Below are 16,093 nucleotides of genomic sequence, written 5' to 3' on the forward strand. Positions count from 1 at the left end.
ACCTTTATCCGTTTTCCCGAAATCGACACCTTTGAATCATCGTCAATCGTGCGCCAAGACCGTTTGTTTGTTACAATCGGGACAGTACCTTCATTACAAAGGAGTTGTGTCCTGTACGATGAAAAATCCAATCAGTCTGCCTTTCCTGATGGCGGAGAAGTGGCAAAAGCGTCATGTCATCCCGATCATCATCTATCTGATCGTCCAATTGGTTCCGGGTTCGTTCCAGTATTTCCTTCCGAAGAACGTCATTGCTGACGTCGCCGGTTGGTGGCTTGCGATCGGCTTTACGGTCGCCGTCATCGTCTCCTACTACTGTCTGCGTCCCGATTGGCAGAAGTGGAAGGCAGAGGGACGTCAAACCGATCCGATGGATACGTTGAAATGGATCGGAATCGGGATCGTGCTCTTGTATGCGCTCTTGATCAGCGTCAATTTGATTGATGCCTGGATGGCAGGCGGGATCGAAAATGTCGCGAAATCGCAAAATACGGATCAGATCATCCAAGCGATCCAAGTCATCCCACTCCTGCAAGTCATGGTCGTCTTGCTTGGACCGATCATGGAAGAGTTCTTGTTCCGGCATATCCTGTTCGGCAATCTCTCATCGAAGCTCGGTTTCTTCTTCAGCTTCATCTTGACGGGTGCCTTGTTCGGACTGATTCACCAAGACAACAAATTTTTAATCTATGTCGCGATGAGTTTCGTCTTCTCGCTCGTCTTCGTCAAGACGCGCCGGATCATTGCTCCGATCGCCATCCATGTCTTTAACAACGGAATCGTCGTACTCGCCATCTACGCGATGTCTTAATTTACGAAAGGTCGTGTTTTCATGCGTCAAAGCTCGAACTTCATGGCAGTGTTCTATGCCATATTCGGTATTCTCTTCATGTTCCTTGCTTACAACAATTCAGTCGAGGCAGGAACGGTCTTTAACTTCTGGACGATCCTGTTGACGTTGTTCGCTGCGATCGACTTCTACCGTCTCTACTTGATCTTCCGCTTCCGCGCAGCAGCAAAGAAGATGATCAAGAAGGAACAGGACAAAAAGAACGACAAGCAATAAAAAAACGAGATTTCCGTCAGGCGGAAATCTCGTTTTTTGGTTTATTCTTTCGCTTGACCCTTGCGGTAGGAATCGATGATCGTCTTCGCCACATCGAGACTCAACCGTTCATCTAAGACCAAGTTCTTGATCATATTGACGAATTCGACATCTTCCTGCTGCACCGAATCAATCCGCTCGATCAACTGGTTCAACTTCGCCCGGACGGTCGGGTAGGATACTTGATAGGCAGTTGCCATATCCTTCAACGAACCAGAGCTCAAGACGAACTTCCGGATGAACTCGAGATGTTCCTGTTCGAGTGCCAGTACCCAAGCGGGCACGTCTTGTCGTTCCATCGTGTTCCCTCACTTCTCTTATAAATCTTGAATCTCTATCCGCTCTTTCTCTCGCTTCAGTTGCTTGCGGCGCGTGTCGACACCCATCTCAGCCATTGAGATCATGAGTGATAAACAGGCAAACGTTCCCATCCGAATCACCGATTCTCGATCTGACGTGTGTGGTCCTGTTCCGTAATACCAGTAAATTCCGAGGCCGATGATGATGGTTGGAATGATGAGACTCCAGACTCTCCCACGCCTTGCTAAGTAAAATTGTAAGATACAGACTGCGACAATACCAATGACGATTCCTACCGTTTCCATCCTATCGCCTCTCCCCTATGATTATATAAATAATATTAACTTTATAATTAATAATATTCAACATTATTTTAACTATAATCAAAAATTAGAAGTCTTCTTTAAAAACAATCGACTTTAATCTATTTTCAAGGACGAAAAAAAGGAAGGACTGACGATTCAGTCCTTCCTTATATTTACGACAATCATGCACTGCGGACGTCGTCTTTTTTACCTTCGGTCGACATGAATGTCTCGAGTTGGTCTTCGTCCAGAACACCTTCCCACTTCGCGATGACGAGTGAAGCGAGCGTGTTTCCTGTGACGTTGACGACCGAGCGCATCATATCCATGATTCGGTCAATCCCCGCGATGAAGGCAAGTCCTTCTGCCGGGATACCGACCGTACCGAGTGTTGCGAGTAAAACGACGAAGGAGACGCCAGGAACGGCAGCCATCCCTTTTGATGTCAGCATTAAGACGAAGACAAGCGTCAGCTGTGTTCCGATCGAGAGATCAATCCCGTACATCTGTGCGATGAACAAGGCTGCGAGCGCTTGATAAAGCGCAGATCCATCAAGGTTAAACGAATAACCCGTCGGTACGACGAAGCTAACGATTGATTTCGGAACACCCATCTTCTCGAGTTTTTCCATGATCCGTGGCAGTACCGTCTCAGACGACGCCGTCGAATACGTCAGCAATAACTCGTCCTTGAAGATACGCGTGAAATCAGAAACACGAATGCCGACCCACTTCATGATGGCACCGAAGACGATGACCATGAAAAGAAGCGCTGTGACGTATAATGTCGCAATCAGTTTAAACAATGAACCGAGCGATTCAATCCCGAACGTCGAGACCGTTACACCGATCAAGGCGAAGACACCAATCGGCGCGAATTTCATGACGATATTGACGAGATTGAACATCGCTGCTGCGACGCCTTCAAAGAAACGAACGACCGGTTGGCCCTTCTCTCCTGCAAAACCGACACCGAGTCCGAATAAGACCGAGAAGAAAATGATTGCAAGCATGTCACCGCGGACCATCGCGTCCAAGATATTCGTCGGGACGATGTTGACGATCTTGTCGACGAGTCCTGCGTCTTGTGTCGTCTCTTCCGTTTCGACATACGTCGAGATGTCCGTTTTATCGAGTGTCGACATGTTAATACCAGCACCCGGTTCAACGAGATTGGCTGCGAACAGCCCCGTGAAAATCGCGATCATCGTCACGATCGTGAAGTAACCGAGTGTCTTGACGCCAAGACGTCCGAGACTTTTCGGACTACCGACTGATGAGACACCGAGAACGATCGTCGTGAAGACGATCGGAACGACGATCATTTTCATCATTCGGATAAAGATGTCACCGATTGGCTTAAGCCACTCCGCGACATGGGGATTCCCATAAAATACACCACCGACTGTGATCCCGAGAATCAAGCCGATTAAAATTTGCCAGGCAAGGCCAATTGGCTTACGTTTCGTAGTTGTCATACCCTTCCTCCTTATACATCCGTCTTACTTGTATCCTACATGTAGTGGAACATAAGTAGAATTTTGTCCTAAATACAGTACGTTGTCAAATCGTTCTGTTATAGTACAAAAATGAAGTTCATACAAAAAAACGTCCAAAATCCGCTTGTTTCCAAGCATTTTGGACGTTTAAACATTATTCAAGATTGTTGATTAACGCGTTCCTCAATCAACGCCCGATTGCGTTTTTTGAAGACTTCGTTGTGTGACGAGACCATCGCCACTTTTGGCGCTTCCGGCTCGATGAAGCGTTTCGCCCGGTTGACGGCGTTCGCCGCATCTTGGAAGGCACCTGAGATCAAGTGGACCTTCCCGTCGTGCGAAAGAATATCTCCGGCAGCATATAGACCCGGTACACTCGATTCGCTCGCCGCGTTACCCGCGATATAGAAGTCATCGACCCGTGCGATATCGAGATCACACGCGTCAAGCAGTGCCGCATCCTGTTCATACCCATGATTGATAATGACTTCATCAATTGGAATCTCGACGATTTCGTCTGTTTGACAGTCGATCAATTCGACCGATGCAATCCGCTGGTGATCGGGACTTGCAATCAGCTTGTGAATCGTCGTGTTGAGGAGACAAACAGCCGAACTTTTGACGAGCTGGTCGACTTGCGCCTCGTGCCCCGAGAAACAATCCCGGCGATACGTGACGTAGACTTTTTTTGCGACCGGTTCGAGCTCGTTCGCCCAGTCGATCGCAGAGTTCCCACCACCTGAGACGATGACGGTCTTTCCTTTAAATCGTTCAATCGATTTGACCGTATAGTTCAAGTTCGACACTTCAAAGCGTTCCGCACCTTCGACTTTTAATTTTTGTGGATTGAGGATGCCGCCGCCTACCGCGACGATGACCGTCTTCGAATAATGGATCCGACCCGATTCTGCTTCTAAGACGAAGTTGCCGAAGACGTCTTTTGCGATCGAGATGATCTTTTCATTCAATTGAACAGTCGGTTGGAACGTCAGTCCTTGTTCGACGAGTTGAGCCATGAGTTTTTCACCAGTGATCGGTGGCTGTCCGCCGACGTCCCAGATCATCTTTTCCGGATAAACGTGCAATTTTCCTCCGAGTTCTGCTTGATACTCAATCAATTTCGTCTTCATGCCCCGAAGACCACTATAGAACGTCGAATATAACCCTGCAGGTCCTCCGCCGATGATCGTTACGTCGAACAACTCCTGTTCCCTCATCTCACTCACTCCTCATCTTTGATTACGATTGATTATCATTCTCACTCCCTCATGATAACGTGAACATCTCTTGAACACAAGAAAAAATGTTGACAGCGTTTTTATAGGACTGGTATGGTTAATGAGACGATAGTGATAATCATTATCATTGAAAACGGAGAGAACAACGAAGGAGTCGTCGCGTATGGTACGTCTAGCAACAGAAGAAATCAATATCGGCTACGGTGATCGTCCCATCGTCAAAGACTTGTCCGTCCAAATTCCCGATCGACAAATCACGACAATCATTGGGGCGAACGGATGTGGCAAATCGACTTTATTGAAAGCGATGACACGGATCATTCCTCATCAATCAGGACGTGCATTGCTCGATGGTCTCGATATCGCCAAGGAAAGCACGAAGCTACTTGCCCGGAAAATGGCTATTCTGCCACAAACTCCAGAGAGCGCAAGTGGTCTGACGGTCGCAGAGCTCGTCTCATACGGTCGTTTCCCGTACCAAAAAGGATTCGGACGCTTGACGAAACACGATTACGAGATCATCGATTGGGCACTCGAAGCAACGGATACGATGGCATTCAAACACCGTCCGGTCGATGCGCTGTCGGGTGGTCAACGTCAACGGGTCTGGATTGCAATGGCACTCGCCCAAGAGACGGATATCATCTTCCTCGATGAACCGACGACTTATCTTGATCTCGCCCACCAACTCGAGGTGCTCGAACTGCTCGAGCATCTCAACCGGACCGAAGGACGGACGATCGTCATGGTCCTGCATGATTTGAATCAAGCGGCACGGTTCGCCGACTATATCATCGCCATGAAAAACGGCGAAGTCGTCAAAGCCGGGACGTGTGAGGAAGTCATCGCAAAAAACGTCTTACAAGAAGTATTCCATATCGATGCTGAAATCGGACGCGATCCGCGTACGAACAAGCCGATGTGTATCACCTACAACTTAATTAAGGGAGATTAAATCATGAAGAAACTACTTTTACCGGTTTTACTCATTCTCACGCTCGTCATCGCAGCGTGTGGCAATACAGAGAAGAAGGACGATGCAGCATCTGGGTCGAAAAACGAGACGATCACGTATAAATCGGAGAATGGCGACGTCAAAGTTCCGGCTAATCCAAAACGTGTCGTCGTCCTCGCTGGGTTCGCTGGTAACGTCATGGCACTCGACGTTCCTGTCGTTGGTGTCGATTCGTGGTCAAAAGCGAATCCGAAGTTCGACAAACTCAAAGATGTCACGGAAGTATCGGAAGAGAACGTTGAAAAAATCATCGAACTCGAACCCGATTTGATCATCGGCTACTCAACAACGAAAAACCTCGATAAAATTAAAAAGATTGCTCCGACGGTCACGTACACATACGGAAAAGTCGACTACTTGACGCAACATATCGAAATCGGTAAATTGCTCAACAAAGAGCAAGAAGCACGCGACTGGGTCAAAGACTTCAAAACACGCGCTGCTGCTGCCGGTAAAGACATCAAAGCAAAAATCGGTGAAGATGCTACTGTTTCTGTCATCGAAAGCTTCGATAAACAACTCTACGTCTTCGGCGATAACTGGGGTCGTGGAACAGAGATTCTCTACCAGGAAATGAAATTGAAAATGCCGGATAAAGTCACGAAGATGGCATTAAAAGACGGATACTATGCATTGTCACCAGAAGTCCTTCCTGAATACGCAGGCGACTACCTCGTCTTCAGTAAGAGTGCGGAAGCGGACAACTCATTCACGAAAACGGATACGTTCAAGAACATTCCAGCCGTCAAAAACGATCGTGTCTTCGAAGTCGATTCGAAGGAATTCTACTTCAACGATCCGCTCACACTCGAACGTCAACTCGAGTTCTTCAAGAAAAGTTTCCTTGGCGCATAATGAATAAGGGAGGGAACCTGCGGGATTCCTCCCCTTTTTTTGTGTCTCACTCACTGAATCAGAAATGGAGGCGACATTCATGTCAGCTGGTCGAATTCCGTTCGGCATTAAAATCACACTCGGTCTCGTCCTCTTTTTCGGGATGTTCTGGATCGCAATGACGTTCGGTGCCGCCGATACGACGATGCGCGAAGTCTGGAACGCTTTGACGTTCGGACCGTTGAATGAAAAAGCAAAAATCGTCCAGGAAATCCGCTTGCCACGGGAACTGGCAGCAATCCTCGTCGGAGCGGCACTCGGGGTCTCTGGCGCCATCATGCAAGCAATGACACGCAATCCCCTCGCCGATCCTGGTCTACTCGGTCTAACGGCGGGTGCGAATGCGGCACTTGCGCTCGTCATCGTCCTGTTCCCGAAAATTGACTACTTCGGGATCATGATCGCGTGTTTCGTCGGAGCAGCACTCGGAGCAGCACTTGTCTTTGGAATCGGGGCTTCGAAAAAAGGCGGCTTCTCACCGCTCCGGATCGTCCTTGCCGGTTCCGCGATCTCAGCTTTTCTATACGCGATTGCAGAAGGAATCGGAATCTACTTCAAGATTGCCCAAGATGTCTCACAATGGACGTCTGGGGGACTCGTCGGGTCGACCTGGGGACAACTGCAGGTCATCGCGCCGGTCATCGCGATCGGTATCGTGATTGCGTTCATTTTCTCGCGGCAATTGACGATTCTCAGTCTTTCAGAAGAAGTCGCGCTCGGACTCGGACAGAACATCCAGCGGATCAAGGCGGTCCTCTACGTCGTCGTCATCCTGCTTGCCGGTGCTGCTGTTGCCCTCGTCGGCAACATGGCGTTCATCGGGCTGATGATTCCGCATATCGTCCGCGCGATCGTCGGGACGGACTATCGGTTCATCCTGCCGATGACCGCGATCTTTGGTGCGACGTTCATGTTGCTTGCCGATACGATCGGACGGACATTGTACGCACCATATGAGACTCCGGTCATCGCAATCGTCTCGATGCTCGGGCTACCATTCTTCCTCTTAATCGTTCGGAAAGGAGGGCGTGCTTTCTCATGATGGAATCTCGTTTACGCCGTCGCCAGCAACTGACGTTTTGGACGTTGCTGGCACTATTGATCGCAACACTCGTCGTCAGCATCGGTATTGGACCTGCTTCCCTGTCGTATGATCGTCTATTGCCGACGTTACTTGGAAACGGATCGTTCAAAGAGGAATTCGTCCTCTATTCGCTCCGCTTGCCCCGACTGCTCATCACCGTCATGGCAGGAATGGCGCTCGCCCTATCCGGCGCCATCTTACAAGGGATCACACGCAATGAACTCGCTGACCCTGGTATCATCGGTATCAACACAGGAGCTGGCGTCGCCGTCGCCTTGTTCTTCCTGTACTTCCCGACCGATGTCGGATCGTTCATTTATCTGTTACCGATCGCTGCTTTCCTCGGTGCACTCGTCACCGCGACAGCGATCTACCTGTTCTCGTACGACCGTGTGCAAGGACTCCAACCGATTCGCTTGATTTTGACGGGTGTCGGCTTCTCGATGGCGCTCTCTGGAATCATGGTCATCCTGATTTCATCGACGCGTCGTGAAAAGGTCGACTTCATCGCCAAGTGGCTCGCCGGTAACATCTGGGGGACGGACTGGATCTTTGTCTACTCGCTCTTGCCGTGGTTACTCGTCTTGATTCCGCTGACGTTCTATAAAGCGAATAAGCTCAATCTGCTTGCCTTGAATGAACCAGTCGCAATCGGTGTCGGCGTCGCGATTGAAAAGGAACGGATCCAACTCTTGTTGACAGCCGTTGCGCTCGCCGCTGCTGCCGTCTCCGTCACCGGCGGGATTTCCTTCATCGGTCTGATGGCGCCGCATATCGCCCGCGCGCTCGTTGGACCACGGCATCAATTCTTCCTACCGATTGCCCTCTTACTCGGCGGCTGGTTGCTCGCGTTCGCTGATACGATTGGACGCAACATCGCTGGACCAGACGGTGTACCGGCTGGGATTGTCGTCGCCTTGATTGGAGCACCATACTTCATCTATCTCTTGTTAAAAAAATAATCAAAAAGTCCGCATCAAACAGCTTCTTTCGCTGATTAATGCGGACTTTTTGCTTTAACGTTTCCACCACGCACGTTCGATTTCACCCATCGTCACGTACGCCGGATCGATTTGTTTGGCTAACCGGTTCAGTCGAGTGACACCAAGACTGACTCCACCAACCCAAAAGAGGAAGATGCCAAATAAATAACCAGAGGCACTTGGAATCGACTGCATAACAAAGTAAATCAGCCCCGCCACAACATAACCGATGATTGTCAGACGAGCTACTTTTTGGACAGTTTGTTGATAGATAGTCGGTGTTAAATACGACTTCATGAGCCGTAACCGGACGATTTCTCGAGCGACTGCCGTCGCGCAAAGACAAAAGAGCATGATTGGAAGAAAGGCGGATGTAATTGCCGAAACAAACCAAGCAAATACCGCAAAAATCAATACAGGGATCAAAAAGAAATAAGCAACGACATGCACTGGACGTTTCATTAAATTTAGACGTGCTTGTCGCTCGAATAGGTGTTCCATTTCGATGTTCCTTTCTGTCTGACGAAGCGGGCTACCTCAACGTCACTGATATAATCCGGGTCACGCGCCCCGTCGCGTCGGATGATCCATTCACTGATGAAATAGAGTGGTGTTAAAATCGCAAAAATTGCCACAAGCATCTGCCAGAACGGTCCCTCGATCGTCTGGGTGATGACGATCGTCAAGATCGCGTACAGCAGGACGTGACTACCGATGCGTAGTAAAAATTGTCGACGGATCTGAGCTTTTGAGATATAGCCGTCTAAAATTTTTCGTTTTTTTAGTTGGTAGCGAAAATCGGAGCCGAGAAAAAGGGCTGGAATCGTCAAAATCAACAAGGAAATATCGGTCCACTCGATCAAGATACCAACTGTTATGAATAGAAGCACGTTCCAGTACCAGCGTGTGCCGAGCCACTCGACATCCCGGTACGCGAGCGCAAGTTTTTGTAGACGTTCTTCACGAGCCGTTTGCATAGTACCTTCTCCTTTAGCGGGCTTTGTGAATTTCTTTTTCCGTGATATACGTTGGATCAATCTTTCGTGAGACGAACTCTAACGTTTTTCGGCAGATCCAGTAGAACGGAATGACGACGATGACGAGACCGATCAAGAAAGATGTATTCGGGCGATCGGCTGCCCAGACGATCAGACCAGCAAGCGCTCCGTATTGTAAGATACCGATCAACACATGCACCTGATAAAGGCGTCTTGCTGAATCCCTTGATGTGTATTCCGCAACAAGCGCGAACCGCTTGCGTTGTACGAACATGTCGTAGCCAAAATACAATAACGGGACGATCATCGCGTAGATTGGTTTCTCGAGTGTGTTACTGAGCGCTAAGAATGCCGCAAGCATGACCCACATGCCGGTCTTCGTCTTTTGGTGCATCTCTTCGTATAGCGCCGCTAAGGCATCCGTTTGTGTATGTACGTGTTCCATGATCATCCACCTCTCTATACTGTTATATACTTACATTTTACTGGATCGGTTTCATCTGTATTACGAATTTCAAAAAAAAAGATGTCCTACCGCTTAGGGTAAGACATCTTCCATGAAGACTACGCACTGACCTGGATGATCAGATAGATGACGCTATAGGCAACGATCGCGAGCGGTATCATCGCGACACCGATCAGCCAGCCGTTTTTGTCACGGATACCAAGATATAAGACGAGACACCCTACGATGAAGGCGATTAAGGTCGTGAACGGATTCATGGTTGTTCCCCCTCTGACTTGTTTCTGTTCTTAAATTTCCCCCTCTTCTCGTCTCATAAACCCTTCAAGGCGCTTCGGCACGCAAGAAAAGCCAGACGGATACCCACCTGACTTTAGTCTATAGTTACTTATTTTTTCGTGATGACGACTGTTTTCGTAACAACGTGTCCACCGAGATCCTTCAGTTTCAAGTTGTACATGTTTTTCCCCTTCTTGAGCGTCACTTTTTTCGTGATCGTCTTTTTGAAGGCTTTCATCTCGTACGGCTCTTTAAACGTCCGGCGGTATTCCGCGCTACCATTGAAGTCGAAGCGTAATTCGCTGTAGTTATCGCGAAGAACGATCTTCATCTCGGCTGTTTTTGTTTTGCTTGAAACGGTTTTTGGCGCAGTGACGCGAATCGTCGGTAATTCTGTGTCGATGATGACTTGACGACTGAACGCAACACGGTTCCCTTTACCATCGTATGCTTCAACTTTGAATGACTTGACGCCATCCGTCGTGTACGTCACGTCATGGCTGAACGCATAGTTCTGTTGGGCTGCATCGAAACGTAATTTAACGGATTTTCCGTTGATCTTGAATGATTTGATGCCTGATTCATCAGAGACATGACCCGCGATGTTGATGACTTTTGATGTCGCAAGACCAAGTGCGACTGGTGTATCGATTTGAACGTTCGGTACCGCTTTATCAACACCTGTCGTGTTGACGTCTTTTTTCACACTGTTTCCTGCATAATCCTTCACGACGAAGGCAATCTTCGCGCGCTCTGGAAGATCCGTCAACGTGTACGCTTTTTCTGTTGCAGCAAGTGGTTGCTTCAAGACACTCTTACCATTGACGAGGATATCGTATGACGCGACACCTGTTCCTTGGTCACCTGCTGTCCACGAGAGCGTTGATTTCGACGCATCCCACTTCACAGTTGCAGCTGGTTTTTTCGTATCGATATAGACTGGGAAGAGATTCGACTGCCATTTTGCATTCGGATAATCGATCACGGATTTGACTTTGTAGTAGTAAAGACCATCCTTGACCGGTTTCCCGTTGATCGTTCCGTCCCAAGCAGCGCTTGTGACTGGTGTGTATCCGTCCTCTGAACCGCTATCGTAGTAGTTCTTGACGACGTCCGTTTGCGTATCGAGCTTCTGAAGCGTTGCTTTGTTACGGTCAAGAATCGAGTACTCGACTTTTTTCGCATTACGGAGGAACGAGATGATCGGGAATGCTTCATCTGCGCTACCATCGTTGTTTGGTGAGAACGATACTTTGTTCGCGACGACATCGCCAGCAGCGTTTGCGCCGAGGAATTCGAAGTTATCCTTCACTTCTGTCGCTAGACCTGTCAAACCATAGAACGTGTTGTCTTCATCGTACAATGGTGCGTCTAGAATCGGAGCTTGATCCCATTTCCCTTTGAAGCCAACGTAAGGAACCGTCAATTCTGGATTCTTACTCTTCGTATCGATCAAACGGACGAATCCTTCGACGAAGTAGCCGTTCTCAAAGACTTGTTCGAGCGGAAGTTCGTTTGCCCAGTCCGTTGTATCCTTTAGATCGACCGATACACTGACTTTCGTTGAACTCTTCGGATTAATCGAGACCGAGCTTGCTTTCTTCGAGCCAACTGCGAATGAGATCGGATATGTGCCCTTGTTCGCGTCCACCGTACCGATCGTTCCCTTTTTAAAGATTCCGTTTGCTTCGAGGAAGTTCGATCCTTCTGCGCCGAGATCCGATTGAACCGTTCCGGCTAACTTATACGTCACTTTTTCACTGCTGTAGTTTTTCAAATCAAGTGTGAACGTGAACTTCTCGCCGACTTCCTTCAAGGATGCCTTACCTTCACCCGACTTCGTCTCTGTGACGACGACTGGCGTCTTCATGGCAGCACGAAGATCCATCAGTCCAGCTCCCTCACGACGTGGGGAGTAGAAGTTGCCTGTTTTTAGCTGCGCATTGTATTTTCCTTGATCGAGTTGTGGACGCGACGTGTTCATCAAGATGTTCTTCGCGAGTTTGACGCGTGTCGCACCGTCGACTTTGAAGTCCTTCGCGATCCGTTGCATGACGAGTGCCGTTCCACCAGCGACGTGTGGTGCCGCCATCGATGTCCCACTCATGACGCCATACTCGTTATCGTTGAGCGTCGAGTAGATTTTTCCACCTGGTGCCGTGATTTCTGGCTTGAAGTCAAGACTTGGTGTGACACCCCATGACGTGAAGTCAGACATTTGTCCTGCGACCGGGTTATCGGCTGAGACTGCTTTTCCGTCGAACGTGACAGCGATTGCTTTGCCTTCTTTTGCTTTTGCTTCGAGGTTGTTTCCGTCTTCGATGCTGAGTGTGACGAGTGGAATCGTTGGGTTATTGAGCGCCATGCTGACGTAATCCCCGTGATCGACTTTACCACGGACGATGACACCTGCTGCGCCTTGTTTTTGAGCTTCTGCTTGAATCATGCCATAGTTAAAATCACCCGTCCGAACGACGAAAACGACTTTCCCTTTGACATCTTTGCCTTCGTAGTTCGAAGCTTGACCGTCACCGACATACACGACATCCTTCTTCTCTTTATCGAAGACAGCAATCGGATTCGGTGAATCTTGTTTTTGGTATGCCAAATAACCAGCATCCTGACCGTCGATCGTCAGTGCCATGCCTTCAAGTGTCAATTTCGTATTTTCGAGTGATGCGACTTGGAGCGCTTGGCTTGTTAAACCTGGTGCACCGACGACACCGATATCCGGGTTCGCTGTGTACGGGTTACCTGCACCATGACCTGCGAATGCCGAGTTCCCCGCAGAAATCGCACACAAGATTCCGTTGTTCATCGCGTTGACGATTGCTCGTTGTTCTGGATCATCTGCATTGACGAACGATGCCGTCGAACCGAGACTCATGTTAATGACATCGGCTCCAAGTGCAATCGCATCATCGATTGCTTTAATGTAGATATCGCTGAATGTCGATGGCATTCCTGGATCATTTCCGAAGACTTTCATCGCGAGGAGCTGTGTTTCCGGTGCGACCCCTTTGATGCCGCCGTTTGCTTCATCCCCGTTTGCTCCGACCGTACCCGCGACGTGCATCCCGTGCATCGATGCGCCCGCACCTAAATCACGGATTTCGCTATCGTGATCGGCATAGTTATAGCCGTACGGTACTTTTTCCGTGAAGTACTTTCCTTTTAAGCCTTTTGTTTCTTTCGCACTATCGACTTTCGAAGAAGTCAAATCGATCTTCGTCTCTGGGCTCAAGACCATGTCCTTATGCGATGGATCGATCCCTGTATCGATGACGGCAACGATTGTTCCTTCCCCTTTAAAACCATAGTCCTGCCATGTTTCCTTCGCATTGACCATGTCCTTGCTGTACAGCATGTCTGGCTTGGCACCTTTAGCAACTTCCGGACGCGCGTATTCATGGGCGATATGTACGCTCTTGACGCCGTTGAGTTGTTTTATGTCTTCGATATCGCCGAACTTGACTTCACCACTGAATCCGTTGATGACGGTCGTGAAGCTCTCCTTATATGTAACGGGAATCGCCTTTTTAGCGATAGCTGACTTGACTGATTTTTGGACGTTGACGAGGCGATCTTTAATCGACTCTTTTTCGGCATTGCTCAATGTGCTATACCGCTTGTTTTGAGCTTGTGCGATTTGAATCGCCGGCTTCTCTTCCATCTCGATGACGACACGAACTTTATCCGATTGTTTGTAGTTCTTCTCTTGCCCCGATTTCTTCAGCGAGAGCGCTTGCGGTTTTTGACCCGTTGCTTTGTCTTGCGACGACAGTGCACCTTGCGCACTGACTAGATTGGAAGACGTCATTAAGACGGCTGCCATAAGTGCAATCTTCTTCTTCATGCGTTCGTTTTCCCCTTTTCTGTAAAACCATAGTAGTACTACTGATAAAACAGTTAAACGAAAATTCTGTATATTTAGTTTAATGAATTTAATGGAAATAAACAATTTATATTTGCCTATTTTTTTAATTTATTTGTTTTACATGACATTTTATATTTTTAAGGAATTTAACTGGGAGTAAAATAAAAACTCCTCGAAGCCTCGAGGAGTTAGATGTTTGGTATTGGTGGAGACTATCGGGATCGAACCGACGACCTTTTGGCTGCCAGCCAAACGCTCTCCCAGCTGAGCTAAGCCCCCATGAATTATCTTTAGTATACGTATCACTAACTGCTTTATCAATATAAAAATAACGCTTTCATAAAAAAGAATTCCTTCCAAAAATCGTCGGAAGGAATTCACGATTCATTTATTCAATTCACGCATCAAATCCGCCTGTCGTTCAAGCTCTGCCTGTTGCTCGAGGATCAAGACCTTTTTGTACGTTCGCGCAGAAATCAAGATGCTGATCTCATAGAGAACGAACAATGGAACCGAGATCATCAAGTGTGACGTCACGTCCGGCGGTGCGATCAATGCCGCAACGACGAACAGCGCAAAGTACGCATATTTCCGATTCTTTCGCATGAAATATGGCGTCACGAGACCCAGACGTGTCAGGAACATCGTCACGACCGGCAATTGGAAAAGAAGACCGAACGGCATCGTCAATCGGATTAAGAAACTGAAGTAGTTCTCCACTCCGATGACTTGTTCGATTCCGAGCTCTTTCCCGAGATCCGTTGAGACTTCAAGCAAGAAGGGAAGCAACCAGAAATACGAGAAGGCTACTCCAGCCAAAAACAGAAAGAAGATGACCGGAATATACGTCAATGTCGCTTTTTGCTCCTTGTCATAAAGTCCTGGTCGGACGAATGCCCAGAGTTGATACATCCAGAACGGTGACGCTAAAATCAGCGCAATAATGAACGCAAGATTCAAATACAACATTAAAGGATCGGCGACGTTGAAGGCATTCAAACCGATACCGAGCTCTTTTAAGTCTGCTTGCAAGAAGCGGACGAGCGGTCGGACGAGCGGAAATGCGACAGCGAACAGGACGACGACGATGATAAGCGACCAGACGATCCGCTTTCGGAGTTCGTCAAGGTGCGACGTCATGCTTTGCTCTTGATCAACCGTCATGATTCAATCACTTCTCTTTCGGTTCGTCCTTTTTATCGTCGTCCATGATGCCGTTCGTGGCATTCTTGAACTCTTTCAATGTCTGACCAGCAGCACGTCCGAATTCTGGTAACTTCTTCGGTCCGAAGATGATCAACGCGACGACCGCGATCAATCCGATGCTTGCAGGTCCGATACCTAGTGTGAGCGGAATAAGGTTTTCCATTATGATTTCACTCCTTCAGCTGATTGCGAATAATGCTTCATGAAATAAACTAACGACTGCAACTCGATCGATAAATCGATGTGATGGACCCGGACGCTCGCCGGCACGTTCAACCGCGCTGGCGTAAAGTTCAGGATGCCTGTCACACCATACTCGACTAACTCATCCGCTACTGACTGCGCGAACTGGGATGGAACCGTCAAGATGGCAACATCGACCTGATTCGCTTCGATTTGTTCTTTCATGTCCGAAACATGATAGATTGGAACGTCATGCGTTGTTGTTCCGACCTTCTCTTCGTCCGCATCAAACGCAACGACTATCCGAGTACTATTATTCTTTAAAAAGTTATAATTTGCAAACGCTGTTCCGAGATGACCGACCCCGATTAAGGCAACATTCGTCACCTCATCTTGATTCAAGGTTTTGCGGAAAAACGTTAAGAGATGTTGAACGTTATATCCATACCCCTTCTTCCCTAATGCCCCAAAGTAGGAAAAATCGCGACGAATCGTTGCTGAATCAACCTTCACCGCCTCGCTTAACTCAGCAGAAGAGACGCGGAGCTTGCCTGAATTGTATAAACTTTGGATGAAGCGATAATATAGCGGCAACCGTTTTGCTGTCGCTTGTGGAATTTTTGTGTCTGGTCCATTCATCCTGCAGTTCCCCCTTCGGCCACAT

Annotated in this window: 18 protein-coding genes and 1 tRNA gene; 6 read left to right on the plus strand and 13 right to left on the minus strand. The window is 48.3% G+C overall.

What is annotated here, in order from left to right; genetic code table 11:
- Window positions 1–118: 118 nt before the first annotated feature.
- Entirely contained in the window at window positions 119–811 is a 693-nt protein-coding gene (locus tag L985_RS15310; protein WP_029342812.1) for a CPBP family intramembrane glutamic endopeptidase, read from the plus strand.
- Between the two features lie 42 nt (window positions 812–853).
- Complete coding sequence (locus tag L985_RS15315) at window positions 854–1,066, plus strand: DUF4305 domain-containing protein (RefSeq protein WP_230088481.1); 213 nt, start codon at window positions 854–856, stop codon at window positions 1,064–1,066.
- 41 nt (window positions 1,067–1,107) lie between these two features.
- On the opposite strand, the gene L985_RS15320 is transcribed toward L985_RS15315, so the two are convergent.
- The 4 genes from L985_RS15320 to L985_RS15335 form a co-directional block, all read right to left on the minus strand.
- Window positions 1,108–1,404 (minus strand): DUF2089 family protein, encoded by a 297-nt coding sequence (locus L985_RS15320; protein WP_023469590.1) that lies wholly within the window; start codon window positions 1,402–1,404, stop codon window positions 1,108–1,110.
- Between the two features lie 18 nt (window positions 1,405–1,422).
- Complete coding sequence (locus tag L985_RS15325) at window positions 1,423–1,710, minus strand: hypothetical protein (protein ID WP_047394359.1); 288 nt, start codon at window positions 1,708–1,710, stop codon at window positions 1,423–1,425.
- Between the two features lie 182 nt (window positions 1,711–1,892).
- Window positions 1,893–3,188: a cation:dicarboxylate symporter family transporter gene (locus L985_RS15330; protein ID WP_047394356.1), complete on the minus strand. Its 1,296-nt coding sequence runs from the start codon at window positions 3,186–3,188 to the stop codon at window positions 1,893–1,895.
- Window positions 3,189–3,367: 179 nt separating this feature from the next.
- Window positions 3,368–4,426 carry an NAD(P)/FAD-dependent oxidoreductase gene (locus L985_RS15335; protein ID WP_029342814.1) on the minus strand — a complete coding sequence of 353 codons (1,059 nt, stop codon included), beginning with the start codon at window positions 4,424–4,426 and terminating at the stop codon, window positions 3,368–3,370.
- Between the two features lie 184 nt (window positions 4,427–4,610).
- Here L985_RS15335 and L985_RS15340 point away from each other — a divergent pair, with 184 nt between their 5' ends.
- The 4 genes from L985_RS15340 to L985_RS15355 all read left to right on the plus strand — a co-directional run bounded on the left by L985_RS15340 (window position 4,611) and on the right by L985_RS15355 (window position 8,402).
- Window positions 4,611–5,402, plus strand: a complete 792-nt coding sequence (locus L985_RS15340; RefSeq protein ID WP_029342815.1) for an ABC transporter ATP-binding protein — start codon at window positions 4,611–4,613, stop codon at window positions 5,400–5,402.
- Between the two features lie 3 nt (window positions 5,403–5,405).
- The gene (locus L985_RS15345) at window positions 5,406–6,317 is read left to right on the plus strand and encodes an iron-hydroxamate ABC transporter substrate-binding protein (RefSeq protein ID WP_029342816.1); all 912 of its coding nucleotides are present in this window, start codon (window positions 5,406–5,408) and stop codon (window positions 6,315–6,317) included.
- A gap of 79 nt (window positions 6,318–6,396) precedes the next feature.
- The gene (locus L985_RS15350) at window positions 6,397–7,398 is read left to right on the plus strand and encodes a FecCD family ABC transporter permease (RefSeq protein WP_071908836.1); all 1,002 of its coding nucleotides are present in this window, start codon (window positions 6,397–6,399) and stop codon (window positions 7,396–7,398) included.
- The gene (locus L985_RS15355) at window positions 7,398–8,402 is read left to right on the plus strand and encodes a FecCD family ABC transporter permease (RefSeq protein ID WP_201247411.1); all 1,005 of its coding nucleotides are present in this window, start codon (window positions 7,398–7,400) and stop codon (window positions 8,400–8,402) included. Before L985_RS15350 ends, L985_RS15355 begins: the two co-directional genes overlap by 1 nt.
- A 54-nt stretch (window positions 8,403–8,456) precedes the next feature.
- On the opposite strand, the gene L985_RS15360 is transcribed toward L985_RS15355, so the two are convergent.
- The 9 genes from L985_RS15360 to L985_RS15395 form a co-directional block, all read right to left on the minus strand.
- On the minus strand, window positions 8,457–8,924 hold the full coding sequence (locus tag L985_RS15360; RefSeq protein WP_047394348.1) for a hypothetical protein: 468 nt from the start codon (window positions 8,922–8,924) through the stop codon (window positions 8,457–8,459).
- Window positions 8,891–9,400, minus strand: coding sequence for a hypothetical protein (locus L985_RS15365; protein WP_052169470.1), 510 nt, complete (start codon window positions 9,398–9,400; stop codon window positions 8,891–8,893). The genes L985_RS15360 and L985_RS15365 overlap by 34 nt, the downstream gene beginning before the upstream one ends.
- Window positions 9,401–9,413: 13 nt before the next feature.
- Window positions 9,414–9,866 (minus strand): hypothetical protein, encoded by a 453-nt coding sequence (locus tag L985_RS15370; protein ID WP_047394344.1) that lies wholly within the window; start codon window positions 9,864–9,866, stop codon window positions 9,414–9,416.
- 119 nt (window positions 9,867–9,985) lie between these two features.
- The gene (locus L985_RS17075; RefSeq protein ID WP_014971497.1) at window positions 9,986–10,144 is read right to left on the minus strand and encodes a hypothetical protein; all 159 of its coding nucleotides are present in this window, start codon (window positions 10,142–10,144) and stop codon (window positions 9,986–9,988) included.
- A gap of 128 nt (window positions 10,145–10,272) precedes the next feature.
- The gene (locus tag L985_RS15375) at window positions 10,273–14,019 is read right to left on the minus strand and encodes a S8 family serine peptidase (RefSeq protein WP_047394338.1); all 3,747 of its coding nucleotides are present in this window, start codon (window positions 14,017–14,019) and stop codon (window positions 10,273–10,275) included.
- A gap of 224 nt (window positions 14,020–14,243) precedes the next feature.
- Window positions 14,244–14,319, minus strand: a tRNA-Ala gene (locus tag L985_RS15380).
- Window positions 14,320–14,424: 105 nt separating this feature from the next.
- Window positions 14,425–15,204 (minus strand): twin-arginine translocase subunit TatC, encoded by a 780-nt coding sequence (gene tatC, locus L985_RS15385; protein ID WP_029342824.1) that lies wholly within the window; start codon window positions 15,202–15,204, stop codon window positions 14,425–14,427.
- Between the two features lie 7 nt (window positions 15,205–15,211).
- The gene (locus L985_RS15390) at window positions 15,212–15,409 is read right to left on the minus strand and encodes a twin-arginine translocase TatA/TatE family subunit (RefSeq protein ID WP_029342825.1); all 198 of its coding nucleotides are present in this window, start codon (window positions 15,407–15,409) and stop codon (window positions 15,212–15,214) included.
- On the minus strand, window positions 15,409–16,068 hold the full coding sequence (locus L985_RS15395) for a redox-sensing transcriptional repressor Rex (protein WP_023469604.1): 660 nt from the start codon (window positions 16,066–16,068) through the stop codon (window positions 15,409–15,411). The genes L985_RS15390 and L985_RS15395 overlap by 1 nt, the downstream gene beginning before the upstream one ends.
- Between the last annotated feature and the right edge of the window lie 25 nt (window positions 16,069–16,093).

This window comes from Exiguobacterium sp. ZWU0009, assembly GCF_000798935.2.
GTDB classification, from domain to species: Bacteria; Bacillota; Bacilli; order Exiguobacteriales; family Exiguobacteriaceae; genus Exiguobacterium_A; species Exiguobacterium_A acetylicum.

Excerpts from the sequence above, each read along its gene's own strand:
- L985_RS15310 (WP_029342812.1), top strand. The coding sequence starts at position 119 with ATGAAAAATCCAATCAGTCTGCCTTTCCTGATGGCGGAGAAGTGGCAA.
- L985_RS15315 (WP_230088481.1), top strand. The coding sequence starts at position 854 with ATGGCAGTGTTCTATGCCATATTCGGTATTCTCTTCATGTTCCTTGCT.
- L985_RS15320 (WP_023469590.1), bottom strand. The coding sequence starts at position 1,404 with ATGGAACGACAAGACGTGCCCGCTTGGGTACTGGCACTCGAACAGGAA.
- L985_RS15325 (WP_047394359.1), bottom strand. The coding sequence starts at position 1,710 with ATGGAAACGGTAGGAATCGTCATTGGTATTGTCGCAGTCTGTATCTTA.
- L985_RS15330 (WP_047394356.1), bottom strand. The coding sequence starts at position 3,188 with ATGACAACTACGAAACGTAAGCCAATTGGCCTTGCCTGGCAAATTTTA.
- L985_RS15335 (WP_029342814.1), bottom strand. The coding sequence starts at position 4,426 with ATGAGGGAACAGGAGTTGTTCGACGTAACGATCATCGGCGGAGGACCT.
- L985_RS15340 (WP_029342815.1), top strand. The coding sequence starts at position 4,611 with ATGGTACGTCTAGCAACAGAAGAAATCAATATCGGCTACGGTGATCGT.
- L985_RS15345 (WP_029342816.1), top strand. The coding sequence starts at position 5,406 with ATGAAGAAACTACTTTTACCGGTTTTACTCATTCTCACGCTCGTCATC.
- L985_RS15350 (WP_071908836.1), top strand. The coding sequence starts at position 6,397 with ATGTCAGCTGGTCGAATTCCGTTCGGCATTAAAATCACACTCGGTCTC.
- L985_RS15355 (WP_201247411.1), top strand. The coding sequence starts at position 7,398 with ATGGAATCTCGTTTACGCCGTCGCCAGCAACTGACGTTTTGGACGTTG.
- L985_RS15360 (WP_047394348.1), bottom strand. The coding sequence starts at position 8,924 with ATGGAACACCTATTCGAGCGACAAGCACGTCTAAATTTAATGAAACGT.
- L985_RS15365 (WP_052169470.1), bottom strand. The coding sequence starts at position 9,400 with ATGCAAACGGCTCGTGAAGAACGTCTACAAAAACTTGCGCTCGCGTAC.
- L985_RS15370 (WP_047394344.1), bottom strand. The coding sequence starts at position 9,866 with ATGGAACACGTACATACACAAACGGATGCCTTAGCGGCGCTATACGAA.
- L985_RS17075 (WP_014971497.1), bottom strand. The coding sequence starts at position 10,144 with ATGAATCCGTTCACGACCTTAATCGCCTTCATCGTAGGGTGTCTCGTC.
- L985_RS15375 (WP_047394338.1), bottom strand. The coding sequence starts at position 14,019 with ATGAAGAAGAAGATTGCACTTATGGCAGCCGTCTTAATGACGTCTTCC.
- tatC (WP_029342824.1), bottom strand. The coding sequence starts at position 15,204 with ATGACGGTTGATCAAGAGCAAAGCATGACGTCGCACCTTGACGAACTC.
- L985_RS15390 (WP_029342825.1), bottom strand. The coding sequence starts at position 15,409 with ATGGAAAACCTTATTCCGCTCACACTAGGTATCGGACCTGCAAGCATC.
- L985_RS15395 (WP_023469604.1), bottom strand. The coding sequence starts at position 16,068 with ATGAATGGACCAGACACAAAAATTCCACAAGCGACAGCAAAACGGTTG.